Source organism: Streptomyces sp. NPDC048171, assembly GCF_043202655.1.
Taxonomy (GTDB): Bacteria; Actinomycetota; Actinomycetes; order Streptomycetales; family Streptomycetaceae; genus Streptomyces.
Genome location: NZ_JBIDAU010000008.1, coordinates 236358 through 252295 on the forward strand (window position 1 = coordinate 236358; position 15938 = coordinate 252295).

Annotated in this window: 15 protein-coding genes; 2 read left to right on the forward strand and 13 right to left on the reverse strand. The window is 72.2% G+C overall.

Features of this window, described 5'->3' with window-relative positions; translation table 11 throughout:
• Nucleotides 1-124 precede the first annotated feature (124 nt).
• A complete protein-coding gene (locus tag ACGF3J_RS23640; protein ID WP_393854669.1) occupies nucleotides 125-967 on the forward strand; it encodes a helix-turn-helix transcriptional regulator in 843 nt (280 codons plus the stop codon).
• Here the strand turns inward: ACGF3J_RS23640 and ACGF3J_RS23645 are convergent.
• The 8 genes from ACGF3J_RS23645 to ACGF3J_RS23680 all read right to left on the reverse strand — a co-directional run bounded on the left by ACGF3J_RS23645 (nucleotide 964) and on the right by ACGF3J_RS23680 (nucleotide 8497).
• Nucleotides 964-1341 carry a hypothetical protein gene (locus tag ACGF3J_RS23645; protein ID WP_393854670.1) on the reverse strand — a complete coding sequence of 126 codons (378 nt, stop codon included), beginning with the start codon at nucleotides 1339-1341 and terminating at the stop codon, nucleotides 964-966. The two genes, ACGF3J_RS23640 and ACGF3J_RS23645, sit on opposite strands and share 4 nt — an antisense overlap.
• 113 nt (nucleotides 1342-1454) lie before the next feature.
• Complete coding sequence (locus tag ACGF3J_RS23650; protein WP_393854671.1) at nucleotides 1455-2618, reverse strand: YncE family protein; 1164 nt, start codon at nucleotides 2616-2618, stop codon at nucleotides 1455-1457.
• Nucleotides 2615-3265: an ankyrin repeat domain-containing protein gene (locus ACGF3J_RS23655; protein WP_393854672.1), complete on the reverse strand. Its 651-nt coding sequence runs from the start codon at nucleotides 3263-3265 to the stop codon at nucleotides 2615-2617. Before ACGF3J_RS23655 ends, ACGF3J_RS23650 begins: the two co-directional genes overlap by 4 nt.
• Before the next feature lie 165 nt (nucleotides 3266-3430).
• Nucleotides 3431-4084, reverse strand: a complete 654-nt coding sequence (locus ACGF3J_RS23660; RefSeq protein WP_393854673.1) for a maleylpyruvate isomerase N-terminal domain-containing protein — start codon at nucleotides 4082-4084, stop codon at nucleotides 3431-3433.
• An 81-nt stretch (nucleotides 4085-4165) separates the two neighbouring features.
• Entirely contained in the window at nucleotides 4166-5272 is a 1107-nt protein-coding gene (locus tag ACGF3J_RS23665) for an AI-2E family transporter (protein ID WP_393854674.1), read from the reverse strand.
• 69 nt (nucleotides 5273-5341) lie between these two features.
• On the reverse strand, nucleotides 5342-6865 hold the full coding sequence (glpK, locus tag ACGF3J_RS23670) for a glycerol kinase GlpK (protein ID WP_161331099.1): 1524 nt from the start codon (nucleotides 6863-6865) through the stop codon (nucleotides 5342-5344).
• Between the two features lie 25 nt (nucleotides 6866-6890).
• Entirely contained in the window at nucleotides 6891-7736 is an 846-nt protein-coding gene (locus ACGF3J_RS23675; RefSeq protein ID WP_125492064.1) for an MIP/aquaporin family protein, read from the reverse strand.
• Nucleotides 7737-7879: 143 nt separating this feature from the next.
• The gene (locus ACGF3J_RS23680; RefSeq protein ID WP_393854675.1) at nucleotides 7880-8497 is read right to left on the reverse strand and encodes a TetR family transcriptional regulator; all 618 of its coding nucleotides are present in this window, start codon (nucleotides 8495-8497) and stop codon (nucleotides 7880-7882) included.
• An 81-nt stretch (nucleotides 8498-8578) separates the two neighbouring features.
• Here ACGF3J_RS23680 and ACGF3J_RS23685 point away from each other — a divergent pair, with 81 nt between their 5' ends.
• Entirely contained in the window at nucleotides 8579-9517 is a 939-nt protein-coding gene (locus tag ACGF3J_RS23685) for an oxidoreductase (protein ID WP_393854676.1), read from the forward strand.
• Nucleotides 9518-9527: 10 nt separating this feature from the next.
• On the opposite strand, the gene nadE is transcribed toward ACGF3J_RS23685, so the two are convergent.
• The 5 genes from nadE to ACGF3J_RS23710 all read right to left on the reverse strand — a co-directional run bounded on the left by nadE (nucleotide 9528) and on the right by ACGF3J_RS23710 (nucleotide 15899).
• Entirely contained in the window at nucleotides 9528-10358 is an 831-nt protein-coding gene (nadE, locus tag ACGF3J_RS23690) for an ammonia-dependent NAD(+) synthetase (RefSeq protein WP_393854677.1), read from the reverse strand.
• A 116-nt stretch (nucleotides 10359-10474) separates the two neighbouring features.
• On the reverse strand, nucleotides 10475-13483 hold the full coding sequence (locus tag ACGF3J_RS23695; protein ID WP_393854678.1) for a family 16 glycoside hydrolase: 3009 nt from the start codon (nucleotides 13481-13483) through the stop codon (nucleotides 10475-10477).
• A gap of 176 nt (nucleotides 13484-13659) precedes the next feature.
• Nucleotides 13660-14619, reverse strand: coding sequence for an alpha/beta hydrolase family protein (locus tag ACGF3J_RS23700; protein WP_393854861.1), 960 nt, complete (start codon nucleotides 14617-14619; stop codon nucleotides 13660-13662).
• A gap of 48 nt (nucleotides 14620-14667) precedes the next feature.
• On the reverse strand, nucleotides 14668-15102 hold the full coding sequence (locus tag ACGF3J_RS23705) for a PGPGW domain-containing protein (RefSeq protein ID WP_393854679.1): 435 nt from the start codon (nucleotides 15100-15102) through the stop codon (nucleotides 14668-14670).
• A gap of 62 nt (nucleotides 15103-15164) precedes the next feature.
• Complete coding sequence (locus tag ACGF3J_RS23710) at nucleotides 15165-15899, reverse strand: N-acyl homoserine lactonase family protein (protein WP_393854680.1); 735 nt, start codon at nucleotides 15897-15899, stop codon at nucleotides 15165-15167.
• Nucleotides 15900-15938 lie beyond the last annotated feature (39 nt).

The window sequence follows — 15938 nt, forward strand, 5'->3', positions numbered from 1 at the left end:
TCCTCTCGGTCTCAGGCCTTGCTCCACCGAGTCTGTGCAGGTCGGCGGCCAGGTGCCAGGACGGTCCCTGCCTGGGTGCGACACACCCGGGCAGGGACCGGGGCCGCCGCCTAGCCTGGACGCCATGGACGAGAAGCACCTGGGCGACTTCCTGCGCGCACGCCGGGCCGGACTGCGGCCACGGGACGTCGGCATGGTCAGCCACGGCACCCGCAGGGTCGCCGGGCTGCGCCGCGAGGAGGTCGCGGTCCTCGCCGGAGTCAACGGCGACTACTACACCCGCCTGGAACAGGGCCGCGAACGCAACCCCTCACCTCAGGTCCTCGACGCCCTCGCCCGCGCCCTGCGCCTGGACACCGACGCCCGGGCACACCTGTTCCGCCTCGCCGGCGGCGCACCGGGCGAGGCACCCTCCGCCCACGCGGCGGAGGAAGTCAGCCCCGCGCTGCGCCAGTTGATGGACGGCTACCCGCACACCCCGGCGTTCGTGCTGAGCCGCACCCTGGACCTGCTGGCCGCCAACGCCCTGGCCGAAGCCCTCTTCGAGCCGTTCGAGCCGGCCCGCAATCTGGCCCGCATGGTGTTCCTCGACCCCGCGGGCCGGGCCTTCTACGCGGACTGGGAGCGGGCGGCCCAGGCCACCGTCGCCAACCTGCGCCAGGCGGCCGGGTTCGACCCGGACAGCCCACGGCTGCGTCGCCTGGTCGGCACCCTCACCGAGCACAGCGCGGACTTCACCCGCCTGTGGAATGCCCACGCCGTGCGCGGCAAGACCCAGGACGCCAAGAACCTCCGCCACCCCGAGGTAGGCGTTCTCGCCCTCACCTACCAGGCCTTCGACGTACGCGACGCGCCCGGCCAGCAGCTCGTGATCTACCACGCCGAGCCCGGCGGCCCGAGCGCCCGCGCCCTCGACCTGCTCGGCACCCTCCACGCCACCCGGCGGCGCACCGGGCCGCGGGGTTAACCGGCGCCGCGACCGGCGAGCAGGGCGCGCAGCACGTCGAGGCAGTCGTCGAGGAGTTCCCCCATCGGCTGTTCCACGGGCCCGTTCGTCCAGCGCCCGACGGCCACCTTCAGTACCGCGACCGCGATCTCTGCCGTCAGCTCCGCGGTCGGGTCGTTGACGTCGCGGCGGCGCAGCGCCTCCGCCGGCGCGAGGGACAGCGACGCGAGCTTGACCAGTTCCCGTTCCCGCAGCTCGGCGTTGGCGTCGATGACGGTCCGGCGCTGCCGGACGTGCTCGCCGGACTCCTCGAGGACCCGTGCCGCGGTGCTGAGCGCCGCGGCCGTCGCGTCCATCGGGGAGGCGCCGTCGGGAGCCGCCGCGACGGCGCCCACGCACTGCTCCGCTCGTAGCCGCGCTCCACATACAGCTCCGACGCCGCCTGCTCCAGCCGTCCGCGCGCGTTCGGCTCCCGCCGGCCCATGGCGCGGAGCCCATGGGGCGGCGATCACGCCCTGTCGTCGCCGAGCACCGCGATGCCCAGGGGGCGCTCTCCGACGGGCAGGCGCGTCACCCGGCCCGTGCCGGTGTCGACGACGCTCAGGCCGTTCCAGTAGCCGTCGCGGGTGAAGCCGCCCGACACGTAGGCGGTGCGGCCGTCGGCGGACACGGCGACCGACTCGTGCGGGCCGTCCAGGCCGATGACGCGTTCGCCCCCGTCGGGCGAGCGGACGGTCAGGGACGGTCCGTCGTCCTCGGACGGATCGATCGGGCCGGTCCCCACGACGTAGAGCGTGCCGTCCGGACCGGCCGCGACGCCGTGCTGGTGGGTGTTGGCCGTCATGTCCTCGATCCGGACCCGGCCGGTGCCGGGATCGACCACGGCCAGCCGCTCGCCCTCGAACGGCAGCAGCAGCGCCCCGTCGGACGGGCGTACGGCGGTGTAGTGGGGCTTGAGCCAGGAGCCGAGGCCGCCCTCCGTGCCGTACGGGGCGACCTCCACGCGGCGCGTCGACCAGTCACCGGTGTCGACGACGGTCACGTCGAAGGAGTCGTGGTTGGTTGCGTAGACGTGCCGGCCGTCGCGCGACACGTCCACGTCGAACGGGCGGCGGCCGACCGGCACGGACTCCGTCACCTCGCGCCGCCCGGTGTCCACGACCTCCAACGTGCCGTTGCCGCCCGGCACGTTGACCCCGACGTAGAGGCGGCCGCCGTCCGGGGACAGGGCGATCCCCATGCCCCCGCCCCGGTACTCGCCGGTCGTCACGGGGCCGGTGCGCGTGCGGTAGGGGATCAGGGCGGTGCGCTCGCGGGTACGCGTGTCCACCGCGGCCACGCCCTCCGCGGTCGCCACCCACGCGGTGCCGTCGTCGCCGAGAGCGATGCCGTAGGGGGCCGTCCCGACCCGCACGGAGCCCAGATCGGCCGCCGCGCCCCGTCGGCCGGGGTCGACGAAGGTGACGGTGTCGGCACCGAAGTCCGTGACCAGCAGGGTGCCGTCGGAGGTGCCGGCCGTTCCGGTGCCGTGGTCAGGCGTCCGGTCGGGCGAGGACACCGACGGCCGCGGCGGCTTCGGCGCCGCTCCGCCGTCGGCCGTCGTGCATCCGGACAGCGTCGCCGTGACGGCGGCCAGCAGGGCCAGGGGACCCGCGAGGGTGCGTCGTTTCACCGCCGCCCACCTTCCCCCTGCCCGCGGGCGCCGTTCGTCTCCGCGTGCCGCAGCAGGTCCGCCATGGCATCGAAGCCCCTGCGCTCGGCGTGGGCGCGTGCGGTGACACCGTCGCCGTCCGGCAGCAGGGGATCGGCGCCCGCGGCGAGCAGGGCCGCCACCACGTCCTGGTGGGTGCGGTCGCCGTCGCCGAGGATGACCGCTTCGAGCAGCGCCGTCCAGCCGAGCCGGTTGACGTGGTCGACGTCGATCGCGGTCTCGGCGAGCACCGCCCGCACGTAGGCCACGTGGCCGCGTTCGCTCGCCGGGATCAGCGACACGCCGCCGAAGCGGTTGGTCAGCGTCACGTCCGGGCCGCCGGGCAGCAGGGCCCGCATCATCGCCACGTTGCCAGTGACCCCGGTGACCAGCCACGCGCTGTCCTCGTGCGCGTCCTGCGCGTCGACGTCGGCCCCGGCGGCCACCAGAAGCGCGGCGATCTCGACCCGGTCGGCGAGGGCGGCCAGGAGGAGCGGGGTGCGGCCGTGCCCGTCCGGAGCCTCCGGATCGGCGCCGGCCCGCAGCGCGGCGCGGACGGCATCGGCGTCGCCGCGTACGACGGCGGCCGGAAGATCGAGGTCCCCGGGGATGGGTGGGGTGGCGTTCATGACGGGACGACTCCGCGGTGTCGGGGGCGAGTGTCCCCAGCCTCACCCCTCGCGGCGGCCGCGGCGGTCGGCGTACGGGATCCTTCCGGGTGGCCGGTCGGAGGACGGGCCTGTCGTCCGATCGGTCGACCCCGGCCGGCCGACGGGTGCGCTACGGGTGCCGTCTCAGCCCAGCGCGAAGGGGAGCCGCGCGGCGAGCCCGCCCAGTGCCGTCGTCTCCGCCGCGGTCGGGGCGCGCCGGCCGGTGCCCACCAGCAGCGCGTCCGTGTCGCCGAACGACCGGGGGAACTCCTCCCCGACGACCCGCTCCAGCAGCGCCCGGGCCCCGGCCAGCGCCTCGGCGGGAGGCGCGGCCGCGTCCGGGAGGTGGGCGACGAGGTCGAGGTGGTGCAGCGTCCACTCCAGGACGTACGCCGAGAGGTAGTCGCCCGCCGTGAGCACCTGGTCCTGGGTCTCCACGCGGGCGACGGGGTCCGCGAGCCCGGCGGCGCGGCCGGCGGCCGAACCCACGTCGTCCAGATGGAACTTGAGCAGCCACGGCTCCTGGTAGGCGGCGGCCAGCCGGACGGTCAGCGCGTCCAACGGGTCGTCGCCCGTGGGGGTCTCCACGACGTTCCAGTAGGTCGCCGCGGACCGGGTCGGCTCCGCCGAGGCCGGGGTGGCCAGGGTGATCAGGACGTCCTGGGCGTCGATGACCAGGTGGCACACCAGGTCCCGGACGAGCCAGCCGGTACAGCCGGACGGCCGTGCGAAGTCCTCGTCGGCGAGCTCGGCGACGGCGGTGCGCAGGGCCGCCCATGAGCCGGTGAACAGATCCATGACCGCAAGCCAACAGCACCCGTGCCGCGGTGGCGAACGGTTTCCCGCCCGCCGTTGCTCGCTGGCCGCCCGGTGGGACGCTCAGGCCCCCGCAGGCGCCGCCGGGGCCTGAGCGGGTTCCTCCGGTGGTTCGACGAGTTGCTCGCGCAGGTAGTTCCAGACCACCGCGATCAGCGCGGCGATCGGCACCGCGAGCAGACTGCCCACGATCCCGGCCAGGCTGCCGCCCAGCGTCACCGCCAGCAGGATCACCGCCGCGTGCAGACCGAGGCCGCGGCTCTGGATGATGGGCTGGAACACGTTGCCCTCCAACTGCTGTACGACGACGATGATCGCCAGCACGAGCAGCGCGTCCGTCAGCCCGTTGGACACCAGCGCGATGAGCACCGCGACGAAGCCCGCGAACAGGGCGCCCACGATGGGCACGAACGCGGACACGAACGTCAGCACCGCCAGCGGCAGGACCAGGGGCACATCTAGGATCCACAGCCCGAGGCCGATGAAGACCGCGTCGAGCAGGCCCACCAGTGCCTGGGAGCGGACGAAGGAGCCCAGGGTCTCCCAGGCGCGCAGGGCCACGGCCGGGACGTCGGTGGCCAGCCGGCCGGGCAGCTGACGGGTGAGCCACGGCAGGAACCGCGGTCCGTCCTTGAGGAAGAAGAACATCAGGAAGAGGCCCAGCACCGCGGTGATCAGACCGTTGACCACGGCGCTCACCCCCGTGGTCACGGCCGTCACCACACTGCCGACGCTGTCCTGGAGACGGGCCATGGCCGAGTCGAGCGCACCCGTGATCTGGTCGTCGCCGATGTTCAGCGGGGGACCGGCGGCCCACTCGCGCAACCGCTCGATGCCCTCGACGACACCGTCGGTCAACTCCCCGGTCTGGGACGACATCGGCACCGCGATCAGCGCCACGATGCCGAGGAGGGCCAGCAGGAACCCGACCGTGACCGTCGCCGCGGCGAGCGCGGGTCGCCAGCCGTGCCGGCGCAGGAAACGGGCCGCGGGCCAGGTCAGCGTGGTCAGGAGCAGACCGACTATCAGGGGCCACACGACCGACCACATGCGGCCGAGGAGCCACAGGGCCACCGCGAGCATGACGAGTACGATCAGCAACTCGGCAGAGACGCGGGCGCCGGTGCGCAGCGCGGCCCGGGTCCTCGCGGAACTCAATCTGGCAGACATGGGGGTCACCCTATGGGCAAGCCCCGACGTCCCCGGGCGTGAGGGTCTCCGCGCGAACCCGCGCCGTGCTCAGCTCTCGGGCACCTTGACCCAGTCGAGGGTGCGCTCCACGGCCATCTTCCAGCCGGCGTACCCTTCCGCGCGCCGTTCCTCGGACCACTGGGGTTCCCAGCGCCTCGACTCGGCCCAGTGCGTGCGCAGTTCGTCGGTGTCCCGCCAGAAGCCCGTCGCGAGCCCCGCCGCGTAGGCCGCGCCGAGCGCGGTGGTCTCCGCGACGACCGGGCGGCTGACCGGGACGCCGAGGACGTCGGCCTGGATCTGCATGCAGAGGTCGTTGGCGGTCACACCGCCGTCGACCCTGAGCACGTCCAGGTGGACGCCGGAGTCCTGCTCCATGGCCACGACGACGTCGCGGCTCTGGTAGCAGATGGCCTCCAGCGTCGCCCGCGCCAGGTGCGCGTTGTCGTTGTACCGGGCGAGCCCGACGATCGCGCCCCGGGCGTCGGAGCGCCAGTACGGGGCGAACAGGCCGGAGAAGGCGGGGACGAAGTACATGCCGCCGTTGTCCTCGACGGAACGGGCCAGTTCCTCGCTCTCGGCCGCGGTCTTGATGATCTTCATCTGGTCGCGCAGCCACTGCACCGCCGAACCCGTCACCGCGATGGAGCCCTCCAGCGCGTAGACCGCAGGGCTGTCGCCGAACTGGTAGGCCACCGTGGTGAGCAGACCGTGCTCCGAACGGACCAGCTCCGTGCCGGTGTTGAGGACCAGGAAGTTGCCGGTGCCGTAGGTGTTCTTGGCCTCGCCGGGCGAGAAGCAGACCTGCCCGACGGTCGCCGCGTGCTGGTCGCCGAGGACGCCGGTGATGGGAACGGCGGCGCGCAGCGGCCGGGAGGTCCGGGTGGTGCCGTACGCCTCCCGGTGCGAGGAGGGGTTGATGGTGGGCAGCATGCTCCGCGGGATGCCGAAGAAGCCCAGCAGCTCGTCGTCCCAGTCGAGCGTCTCCAGGTTCATCAGCATGGTGCGGCTCGCGTTGGTCACGTCGGTGGCGTGGATGCCGCCGTCGGGACCGCCGGTCAGGTTCCACAGCACCCAGCAGTCCGTGTTGCCGAACACGGCGTTCCCCTGTTCGGCCGCCTCGCGGACGCCGTCGACGTTCTCCAGGATCCACTGGATCTTCCCGCCGGAGAAGTACGTCGCCGGGGGCAGCCCGGCCTTGCGGCGGATGACGTCGCCCCGGCCCGAGCGCTCCAGGTTCGCCGCGATGGCGTCGGTGCGGGTGTCCTGCCACACGATGGCGTTGTAGTAGGGACGGCCGGTGCGCGGGTCCCAGACCACCGTCGTCTCGCGCTGGTTGGTGATGCCGATGGCCGCCAGGTCGCTGCCCGACAGGCCGCCGTTGCGCAGCGCGTTCTGCATCACCGAGTTGGTGCGCTCCCAGATCTCGACCGGGTCGTGCTCCACCCACCCGGAACGCGGCAGGATCTGCTCGTGCTCCAGCTGGTGCTTCGCGACCTCGTTGCCGCCGTGGTCGAAGATCATGAATCGGGTGCTGGTGGTCCCCTGGTCCACCGCGCCGATGAAGTCCGCCATGGTTGTGCCGCCTCTCCGGCCGGTGTCAGCCTTCTGATGCCGGGACACGCCCCGGCGGTTCGGGCTCGGCGGTCGGCAGGAACCGGCCGACGAAGACCTTGTACAGACCGGCGCCGAGCACGCCTCCGATCAGCGGACCGAGGATCGGCACCCAGAAGTAGAGATTTCCGTACTGATCTCGCCACGCGCCCCCGTACCCGGTGAGGAAGCTGGCCAGCCGGGGGCCGAAGTCACGGGCCGGGTTGATGGCGTAGCCGGCGTTGGTGCCGTAGGCCATGCCGATCGCGACCACGATCAGGCCGATGATGAAGGCGCCCAGGTTCGCGCCCGGCGGGGTGTTCAGCATGTCGGTGACGGCCAGGATCAGCAGCAGCAGGATGGCCGTGCCGATGACCTGGTCGCGGAACGCACCCCACTCGTGCACCGGAAGCGCCGGGTTGCCGTTGGCGGGAAGCGTGGAGAACACCGTCTGCGTCTTGATGGTGTGCCCGGGGTCGGCCTTCGCCAGGGCCTCGCTGTAGTTCCAGCGGACGATGAGGGCCGCCACGAAGGCGCCCGCCGTCTGGGCCAGCGCGTACGGGAGCACCTTGCGCCAGGGGAAGCCCTTGAACGTGGCGAGGGCGAGGGTCACCGCCGGGTTGAGGTGGGCGCCGCTCAGCCGGGCCGCCACGTAGACGCCGAGCGTGACGCCGAAGCCCCACGCCCAGGCGATGCTGTCGTGGTCCCCGAGGCCGCCGGCGGGGTCGGTGAGGGCACCGCCCGCCGCGACCTGTGCGACCACGCCGCAGCCGAAGAGAATGAGGATCATCGTGCCGGCGAATTCCGCCGACACTTCACCGATAAGACCGTGTCTTTTGAGCCGCTCAGCCATGGAAGCTCACCTTCCGCCGGCATGACCGGCTGTCGACTGTTCGAGCCTCTCCTCGGACAGATTAAGGTCGCTTCCGGCAAACCGCACATAAAGGACAAGCGTGACGAGCGGTCACCTCGTATGCGGATGCCGTGCGTTTCCTCTCACGCCTGCGGGCGGACGGCGTCGAGCGCCGGGGCGATGACGGCGAAGGCCCGCTCGGTCAGGGCCGCGGGGTCCTCGGTGCCGTCGCTGTCGCTCCAGCGGTGCAGCACGGTGTTGAACGCGGTCAGCGCCATCCCCGCGGCCAGTTGGGGATAGAGGTCGACGTCCGGGGCGGGGCCCGGGCGGCGGGCCAGCTCCGCCGTCAGGTCCTCGCGCCACTGTCCCTGCCGCTCCAGGAAGCGGGCGTGCAGGGCCGGAGTGCGCAGAATCAGCTGGACCACCCGCAATGCTCTGTCCGAGTGATCGGCGCAGGCGGCGACGGGGGCGGAAAGGGCGTTCCGCAGCGCCACGGAGGGGCGTTCCGTGGTGGGGCGGTCGGCCAGCTCCCGGTGGATGCCGGCGCCCATGTCGGTCAGGAACTGGACGACCACGTCCTCCTTGGACGCGAAGTACCGGAAGAACGTCCTCTTGGACACTCCCGCCGTGCTCGCGATCTCGTCGATGGTGACCGCGTCGAACCCCTTCGAGGCCAGCAGTTGCAGCGCCGCCTCGGTCAGTTCGTCCGAGACGAGTTGACGCTTGCGCTGGGCCAGGCTGGTTTCGGGGCGAGTGTTCACCGGCTCATCGTACCTCCATGCCTTGAATGGCACTCGGGTGCTCTGTTGACACTTGGTGCCACAGACGGCATGGTGAGTCAAATGACACAGCAGCGACGTTGGACCGCCGAGCGGATCGCGGACCAGACCACACGGGTGTTCGTCGTCACCGGCGCCGGCAGTGGCCTGGGCCTGGCGACCACCCGGGCACTCGCCGAGCGCGGCGGACAGGTGATCCTCGCCGTACGCGACGAGGAGAAGGGACGGCGGGCGGTCGCGCGGATCTCAGCCGGGACGCCGGGCGCCCGTCTCGAGGTGCGCCGGCTCGACCTGGCCGACCTCGACTCGGTGCGGGCCTTCGCCCAGGGGGTGCGTGCCGACCATCCGAGGGTCGACGTGCTCGTCAACAACGCCGGCATCATGGCGCCGCCCCGGCGACTGAGCGCGCAGGGGCACGAGTCGCAGTTCGCCTGCAACCACCTGGGTCACTTCGCGCTCACCGGCCTGCTGATGGACCTGCTCGCCGGAGCGCGGGACCCCCGTGTGGTGACGGTGACGTCCGCCAACCACCGGCAGGGGCGCCTCTTCCTCGACGACCTCACCGGGGAACGCCACTACTCACCCATGGCGTTCTACAACCAGTCGAAGTTCGCGAACGCCGTCTTCGGACGGGAGCTGCACCGGCGACTGGCCAGGGCCGGCAGCCCGGTGCGCAGCGTCCTCGCGCACCCCGGCTACAGCGCCACCGGCCTGCAGACGAGCGCGCCGGTGGCCACTGTGCGGCTCCTGTTCGGCCGCATACTCCTTCCGCTGGCCCAGTCCGCCGAACGGGGCGCCCTCCCGCAGCTGTACGCGGCGACCGACCCGGGCGCGCTGAGCGGCGACTTCCTGGGCCCGGACGGCCCGGGCGAGCTGCGGGGCGGACCGACACGGGTACGGCTGTCGCCGGCGGCGGACGACGAAGCCACCGGCCGCCGGCTGTGGGATCTGTCGGAGCGGCTGACCGACGTCCGGTACCCGCTCTCGTCCACGGCCGTCTGAGACCGGCCGCTCAGGGCGCGATCGGCAGCCTGCGCTTGTGGTCGGTCTGGCGGTAGCGGGTGACGATCTTCTGGAAGGTGTCGTCCTTGACCGGCTTGCCCTCCAGGAAGTCGTCGATCTCGTCGTAGGTGACGCCGAGGGCGTCCTCGTCGGCCTTGCCGGGGTCGAGGGACTCCAGATCGGCCGTCGGCACCTTGCCCACCAGCTCGGCGGGCGCTCCCAGCCGGTCCGCCAGGGCCCGCACACGGCGCTTGGTGAGACCGGTCAGCGGCACCAGGTCGGCGGCGCCGTCGCCGAACTTGGTGAAGAAACCGGAGACCGCCTCGGCCGCGTGGTCGGTGCCGACGACGAGGCCCTGGTGCGCCCCCGCCACCGCGTACTGGGCGATCATGCGCTGCCGGGCCTTGATGTTCCCGTGCACGAAGTCCTGGTGGTGGTCGTCGCGGAACGCCACGTCGGCGGCGAGCAGGGCGTCGAGCGCCGCGTCGCTCGCGGGCCGGACGTCGACGGTCAGCACTTGGTCGGCCTGGATGAAGGAGAGCGCGAGCTGGGCGTGGTGCTCGTCGGCCTGGACGCCGTGCGGCAGCCGCATCGCGTAGAAGCGCGCCTCGTGACCCGCGGCCCGGGCCCGCTCCACGGCGAGCTGGCACAGCCGGCCCGCGGTGGTGGAGTCGACACCTCCGCTGATGCCGAGCACGAGGGACCGCAGCCCGGTGGAGGTCAGCCGGTCGGCCAGGAAGGCCACCCGGCGTTCGATCTCCCGGTCGGCGTCGAAGGTCTCCGCGACCTCGAGTTCCCGGGCGATCTCCAGTTGCAGGGCGATGGACGCCGGCTCGCTCATGCCGCTCCTCGTTCGATGTGCAGGGCCTCGGCCACTCACCCTACCGAGCGACGTCCTCGGACCCGGAGCGGGAGACGCGGGGCGGCCGTCAGGGGGCCGCCCCGCACGCTCGCCGGTCAGGTGAGCGGTTCCACCCGGATATTCCGGAAACGGACCTTGTTCCCGTGGTCCTGCAACCGGATCGCCCCGGCCGCCGGTGTCTCGGCCCGGCCGGAGGCGGTGGGCCCGTCGAGAACGATGTCGTCGTGGACCTTCTCGCCGTTCCAGACCACCGTCACCCGCGCGTCGGCGGTCTTGCGGCCGCTGTCGTCGAAGCGGGCGGCACGGAAGACCACGTCGTACGTCTGCCAGGTCTCCGGGGCCGTCGCCGCGTTGGTGTCGGGCGCCTTCTTGAGATAGATCGCGCCTGCCTCGTTGGTGTCCAGGGTGGTGTCACCGTAGGAGTCGAGGATCTGCAGCTCGTAGCGGTCCTGGAGGAAGATGCCGCTGTTGCCGCGGTCCTGGCCGGTCACGTCGGGCGGCAGCAGCGGGACGCGGAACTCCAGGTGCAGCTTGAAGTCCTGGTAGGCGTCCTTCGTGCGGATGTCGCCGCAGCACACCTCCATCGACTTCTCCTCGGCGAGCGGCCAGGCCACCCGCCGCCCGTCCGTGTGCTGCCACTGCTCCTGCGAGGCCGCGGTGCCGTCGAACAGCGAGACGCGGGCGCCCCGCGGGTGCACGGTCACCAGGTCGAGGTTGACGTGGCCGGTGTCCCCGGCGTCGTACCGGTAGGACACCGTGTTGTGGCCCGCGCGCAGCTTCAGCCGTTCCGTGCGCGTGGACCAGGTGTCCCAGTCCCCGGTGGACTCGAGCCGCGTCTGCCGCACCTTCTTCCCGTTGGCGTACAGGGACAGCGACTTGGTGCCCTCGAAGGGGTTCGGGCCGTTGGAGTAGCGCAGGCCCACGTCGTAGGTGCCCGACTTCGGGACGGTCACGTCGAACGTGGTGGAGACCTCGCCCTCGGTGGCGTAGCGGTCGACGAACCCGCTGCCGGAGTAGCCGGCGTGGTCGGTGTTGATGCCGGCCTTGCCCGTCAGGCGCGCCTCCTCGGCCTCGTACAGGGTGGCCGGCGGGGGCTGCTTGCCGGGCATCTCGTTGAGCGTGTACCAGGCCTCGGTGCTCCACAGCGCCTCACCGGACGCCGAGCTGAAGGGCCGCGGGGAGCGCACGTGCACCACGCGGTCCGGCTCGAGCCCGTCCAGTCGCAGCCGCACGGTCCGCCCGTCGTCGGAGAGGGTCGCCGAACGCACGTTCAGCTCCTCCTCGGCGATCTTCGGGCCGCCGTAGTCGGCGGTCGGGGTGTAGCCCCACTGCTCGACCTGGTAGCGGTCGGCGAGTTCCGCGGCGGTCTCCTCGGAGACCGGCTGCGTGTACGTGAGGTCGAAGCCGCCCGGTACGGCCCGCATCTTCTGGATGTCGAAGGTGTTGCCGCCGTTCGGCGTGAGCTTCTGCAGACCGAACTTCAGCTTCCCCTCCTGCCCCCAGTTGCCGTCCGCGCCGAGACCGCCGGCGTAGACCGCGCCGTCGGGGCCGACGGAGATCCGGTTGACCCCGGCCTCCAGGCCCTGGGTGTAGCGGAAGACGGCGCCCTGGTACTGGCCCCTCACCTTCTCCAGGTAGGCGCGCTGGAGGCCGCCGTAGGTGACGTCGCCGATCAGCATCTGACCGGCGAAGGTGCCCTTGCTCACGTACAGCGGCGTGGAGGGCGAGTTGCCGATCTCGTTCTGCGGCAGCCACAGCACCGGCTCGGTGACCGGGGACTTCTCGAAGGGGCCCGCGGGCTCGGTGTAGTGGTTGAAGAAGCGGTCCTGCTTGACGTGGACGAGCTTCGAGGACGGCAGCCATCCGCCCTGGTTGTCGGTGGCGAAGAGGTCGCCGCCGGGGCCCCAGCCGATGCCGTTGGGCGTGCGCAGTCCGCCCGCGACCGGGCTGATCTTCCCGGTCTTCTTGCTGATTCGGTACGTCGTCCCGCGGCCCGGCGCGGGCTGCGGCGTGGTGGTCGCGCCGCCGAGGTCGATGGCGACGGAGAGGTTCACGTAGAAGTACCCGTCGCGGTAGAGCAGCCCGAAGGCGAACTCGTGGAAGTTGCCGCCGTACGGCCAGGTGGCGACCGTGCGGTACTCGTCGGTCACCTCGTCGCCGTCCTCGTCGACCAGCCGGGTGAGTTCGTGCTTCTGCGACACGTAGAGGGCGCCGTCGACGTACTTGATGCCCATCGGCTCGCGCAGCCCCTCGGCCACCTTCTTGACGGTGACCTTGTCGCGGCCGGTCGCGCCGGTGACGTTGTCGAGGAGATACACCTCCCCGGCAACGTTGTCGGTGCCGCCCCAGGTGCTGATCGCGAGACGTCCGTCGGGCAGCCAGTCCATGCCGGTGACCTGGGGCTCGAATCCGTCGGGGCGCAGGTCGGTGAGGGTGAGGTCGGGGCGTACCGAGTTCAGCGGCAGACCGTCGCCGGGGGTGTCGGTGCCCGCCTCGCACTCTTTGCGGCCCGGCGCCGTCACCCGGACGACCCCGGCGTCGGTGCTCAGTGCCTCCCGCGGTACGACGCTGAAGGCGCTCTCGCCCGGCGGCATCCAGGACAGTTGCAGCTGCTGGCCGCCGCCGCGGTCGAAGTGCTCGACGCGCAGCGGGTGCGCGCCGGCGGTGAGTTCGACCGTGCCGTCCTTCGGCTCGGCGCCGTGCAGGCCGTCGTGGTCGATGACCGTGGCGCCGTCCAGCGTGAGCCGTGAGCCGTCGTCGCTGACGAGCCGGAACGCGTAGGTGCCGTCGCGGGGGGCGACCAGGTAACCGGACGCCTCCGTCACGAAGTTGTCGGCGATGCCGCCGAAGTCGGCCGTACTGGACCAGTCGACCGTCGGCATCAGCTTGTCGTGGTTGGGGGTCTGGCCCGGTTTGAGGGTGCACAGCTCGTTCAGGGGCGTCTGGACGTCGAACACCCGCATGGTGACCCCGGGTTCCTGCGGCGGGATGTCCGCCGGGGCCGCGGAGGAGGCCGGGGCCGCCAGGACGCCGCCGACGGACACTGCTGAGGCCAGCAGGAGGATGAGGTGTCTTCGGGCGCGTGAGAACAGCCGTGGGGGCATTGGTCCTCCAGTGGGTGGGGACCGGACCGTGCCGGAAGCGCTCCGGTCATGAGCGGCAGGACGGTGGTTCCGCCGCAAAGGTAGGAGACTTCCGCTTGGCATGTCCATACTTTGTCATCGATGTGTTCAAAGTTCCCGGCGCTCGAAGTGCGCTGCCCCGCCCGGAGGTTGGGGAACTACTTGGACTCGAGGCGCGCGAACGCGTTCGGTCCGGCCGCCAGTTCTTCGCACGCCGCCCGCCAGGCCGCGTCCTCCGCGTACAGCGCGCCGCGCAGGTAGGCCCAGGTGAGCCGCTGCACCGCGGCCACTCGCCCGGGGTTCTCGTCGGTGGTCTCGGCGACGTCGTACCCGGCGATCCCGCCGAGCCCGTGCTCCGCGTCGAAGAGGGTGAGCAGGGACTTGGGGCCCGGGGCGAGGGAGTAGGGGTCGGCGTGCCACCCGGGCCCGCCGGCCGTCAGGTGGGCCGAGTCGTCCTTGTCGCCGGCGACCACGAGCGCGGGCGTCGTCATCGTGGAGAAGTCCGTGGACAGCAGGAACGGCAGGTTCGCCGCCGCCCAACCGCTGAGGGCGTCGCCGCCCCGGCCGGGCGCGGCCAGCAGGACGCCCGCCTTGATGCGGGGCTCGGTCAGGTCCACCTCCGTGCCGTCGTCCGGATCGGTGAGCCGGGCGCCAAGGAGCAGGCTCGCGGTGTGCCCTCCCATCGAGTGCCCGGCCACGGCGACCCGGTCCCGGTCCAGCCGGCCGGCGAGCTGGGGGACCGCCTCCTCCAGGACGTCGAGCCGGTCGAGGACGTGTGTCATGTCCTCGGCGCGGGAGCGCCAGAACATGGGTGCGCCGGGGGTGCCGGGGTCCAGGCGGAGGCTCCTGGAGCTGAGGTGGGTCGGCTGGATCACGACGAAGCCGTGTGCCGCCCAGTAGTGGGCGAGGGGTGCGTAGCCGTTGAGGGAGGAGAGGTGGTTCGACCGGCCCTGTCCGTGCGAGAGGAGCACCACCGGCAGGTCGCTGCCGGTGACGGGCGCGGAGACCCGGGCCTGGAGGTCCACGGCTCGGCCGGGGGCGGGCAGCGTGACGGGGGCGACGGAGAGCACGGGTGTGGGAAGTGTGGCGTGCACGGTGAGGTGTCCTTCGCGCAGCAGGAAACGAAACGATGTCCCGTTTAATATACGGAACGCTGTCCCGTTTGGTCAACGCGCGCGGTCCACGGGAGGCTCCGACTCCCGGCGCTGCGCCTGAACACGGCGGTGACTCCACACCAGCAGGGCGAAGAGGACGCAGCCGGAGATGATCAGACTCGCCCCGGTGGCCCACCCGGAGAACGGCAGCTCGGGGAACAGGCCCCACACCACGCCGGCGGCGAGGAGGAACAGACCCACGACCACCGCCCCGGCGATCCGCCAGCGGGAGGAGACGCTCTCCTCGGCGGCGCGCATCGCCCGGGTCCGGGCGGGAGCGACGAACCGGTCCAGGGCCGGGATCGCGCGTGAGAGCAGCACCACCCCCGCGAAGACGAGCAGCAGGCCCGGGCCGGGCAGCACCAGCAGGGCGACGCCGATCACCAGCAGAACGGCGCCGACGGCACCGAGAGCGGTCCGCCGGATCGATTCGACACCGCGCGCCATGTCGCCCCACTCTCCCGCGATCGCGATCGGCAAGTACTCCGGTTCGGCCGGCGTTCTCAACCCTAGGCAGGGTTCGCGGTGCGGGCGATTCCGGGCGGGCGCGAGGGTTCCCAGACCGAGCAGTCGTGGGCGAAGAGGACGCGCCGGGGGTCGAAGTCGGCGAGCCGGTCCAGCCAGGGCCGGTACTCCGGGAGCGGCGGTGCCGTGCCGTGCAGCGCGGCCTCGCGGGCCAGCTGGTCCGAGCCGAACTCCGACGCGAAGTCGTGAGCCTGCCCCGCGAGGATCACGGTGCCGTCGTCCTGCCCGACGACCAGCGACTGGTGCCCCGCGGTGTGCCCGGGCGTCGGGACGATCCGGACACCCGGCCAGACCTCGGCCTCACCGGTCAGCTCCTCGTACACCGCGCCGGGAAAGTCGACGAGTGCGTCGAAGGTGTGGCCGCCCGCGCGGGCGGTGGCCAGCTCCACGCCCTGCACCAGGATCGGCCGGCCGGCCAGCAGGGGGTTCCCGCCGCAGTGGTCGAAGTGGAGGTGGCAGTTGACGACCAGGGTGATCTCGTCGGGGGCGACTCCCGCCGCGGACAGCGCCGCCGGCAGCGCACGCCGCCGTGGCCGGTAGTGCGCCTCGGTTCCGGCGTCGGCGTGACCCATCCCGGTGTCGAAGAGGAGGAGCCCCCGCTCGTGCCGCACCAGATACGCGAGCACGGGCTCGACGCGCGGCCGCGACCCGCCGGTCTCCTCGGCCGGCCGGATGAAGTGTCCCAGGTCGAGGCGGAGTACCGCCGTGTTCGTCGCCATCTCCCCATGTTCACGGGGAGCGTGGGCGAGGCGGGCGGT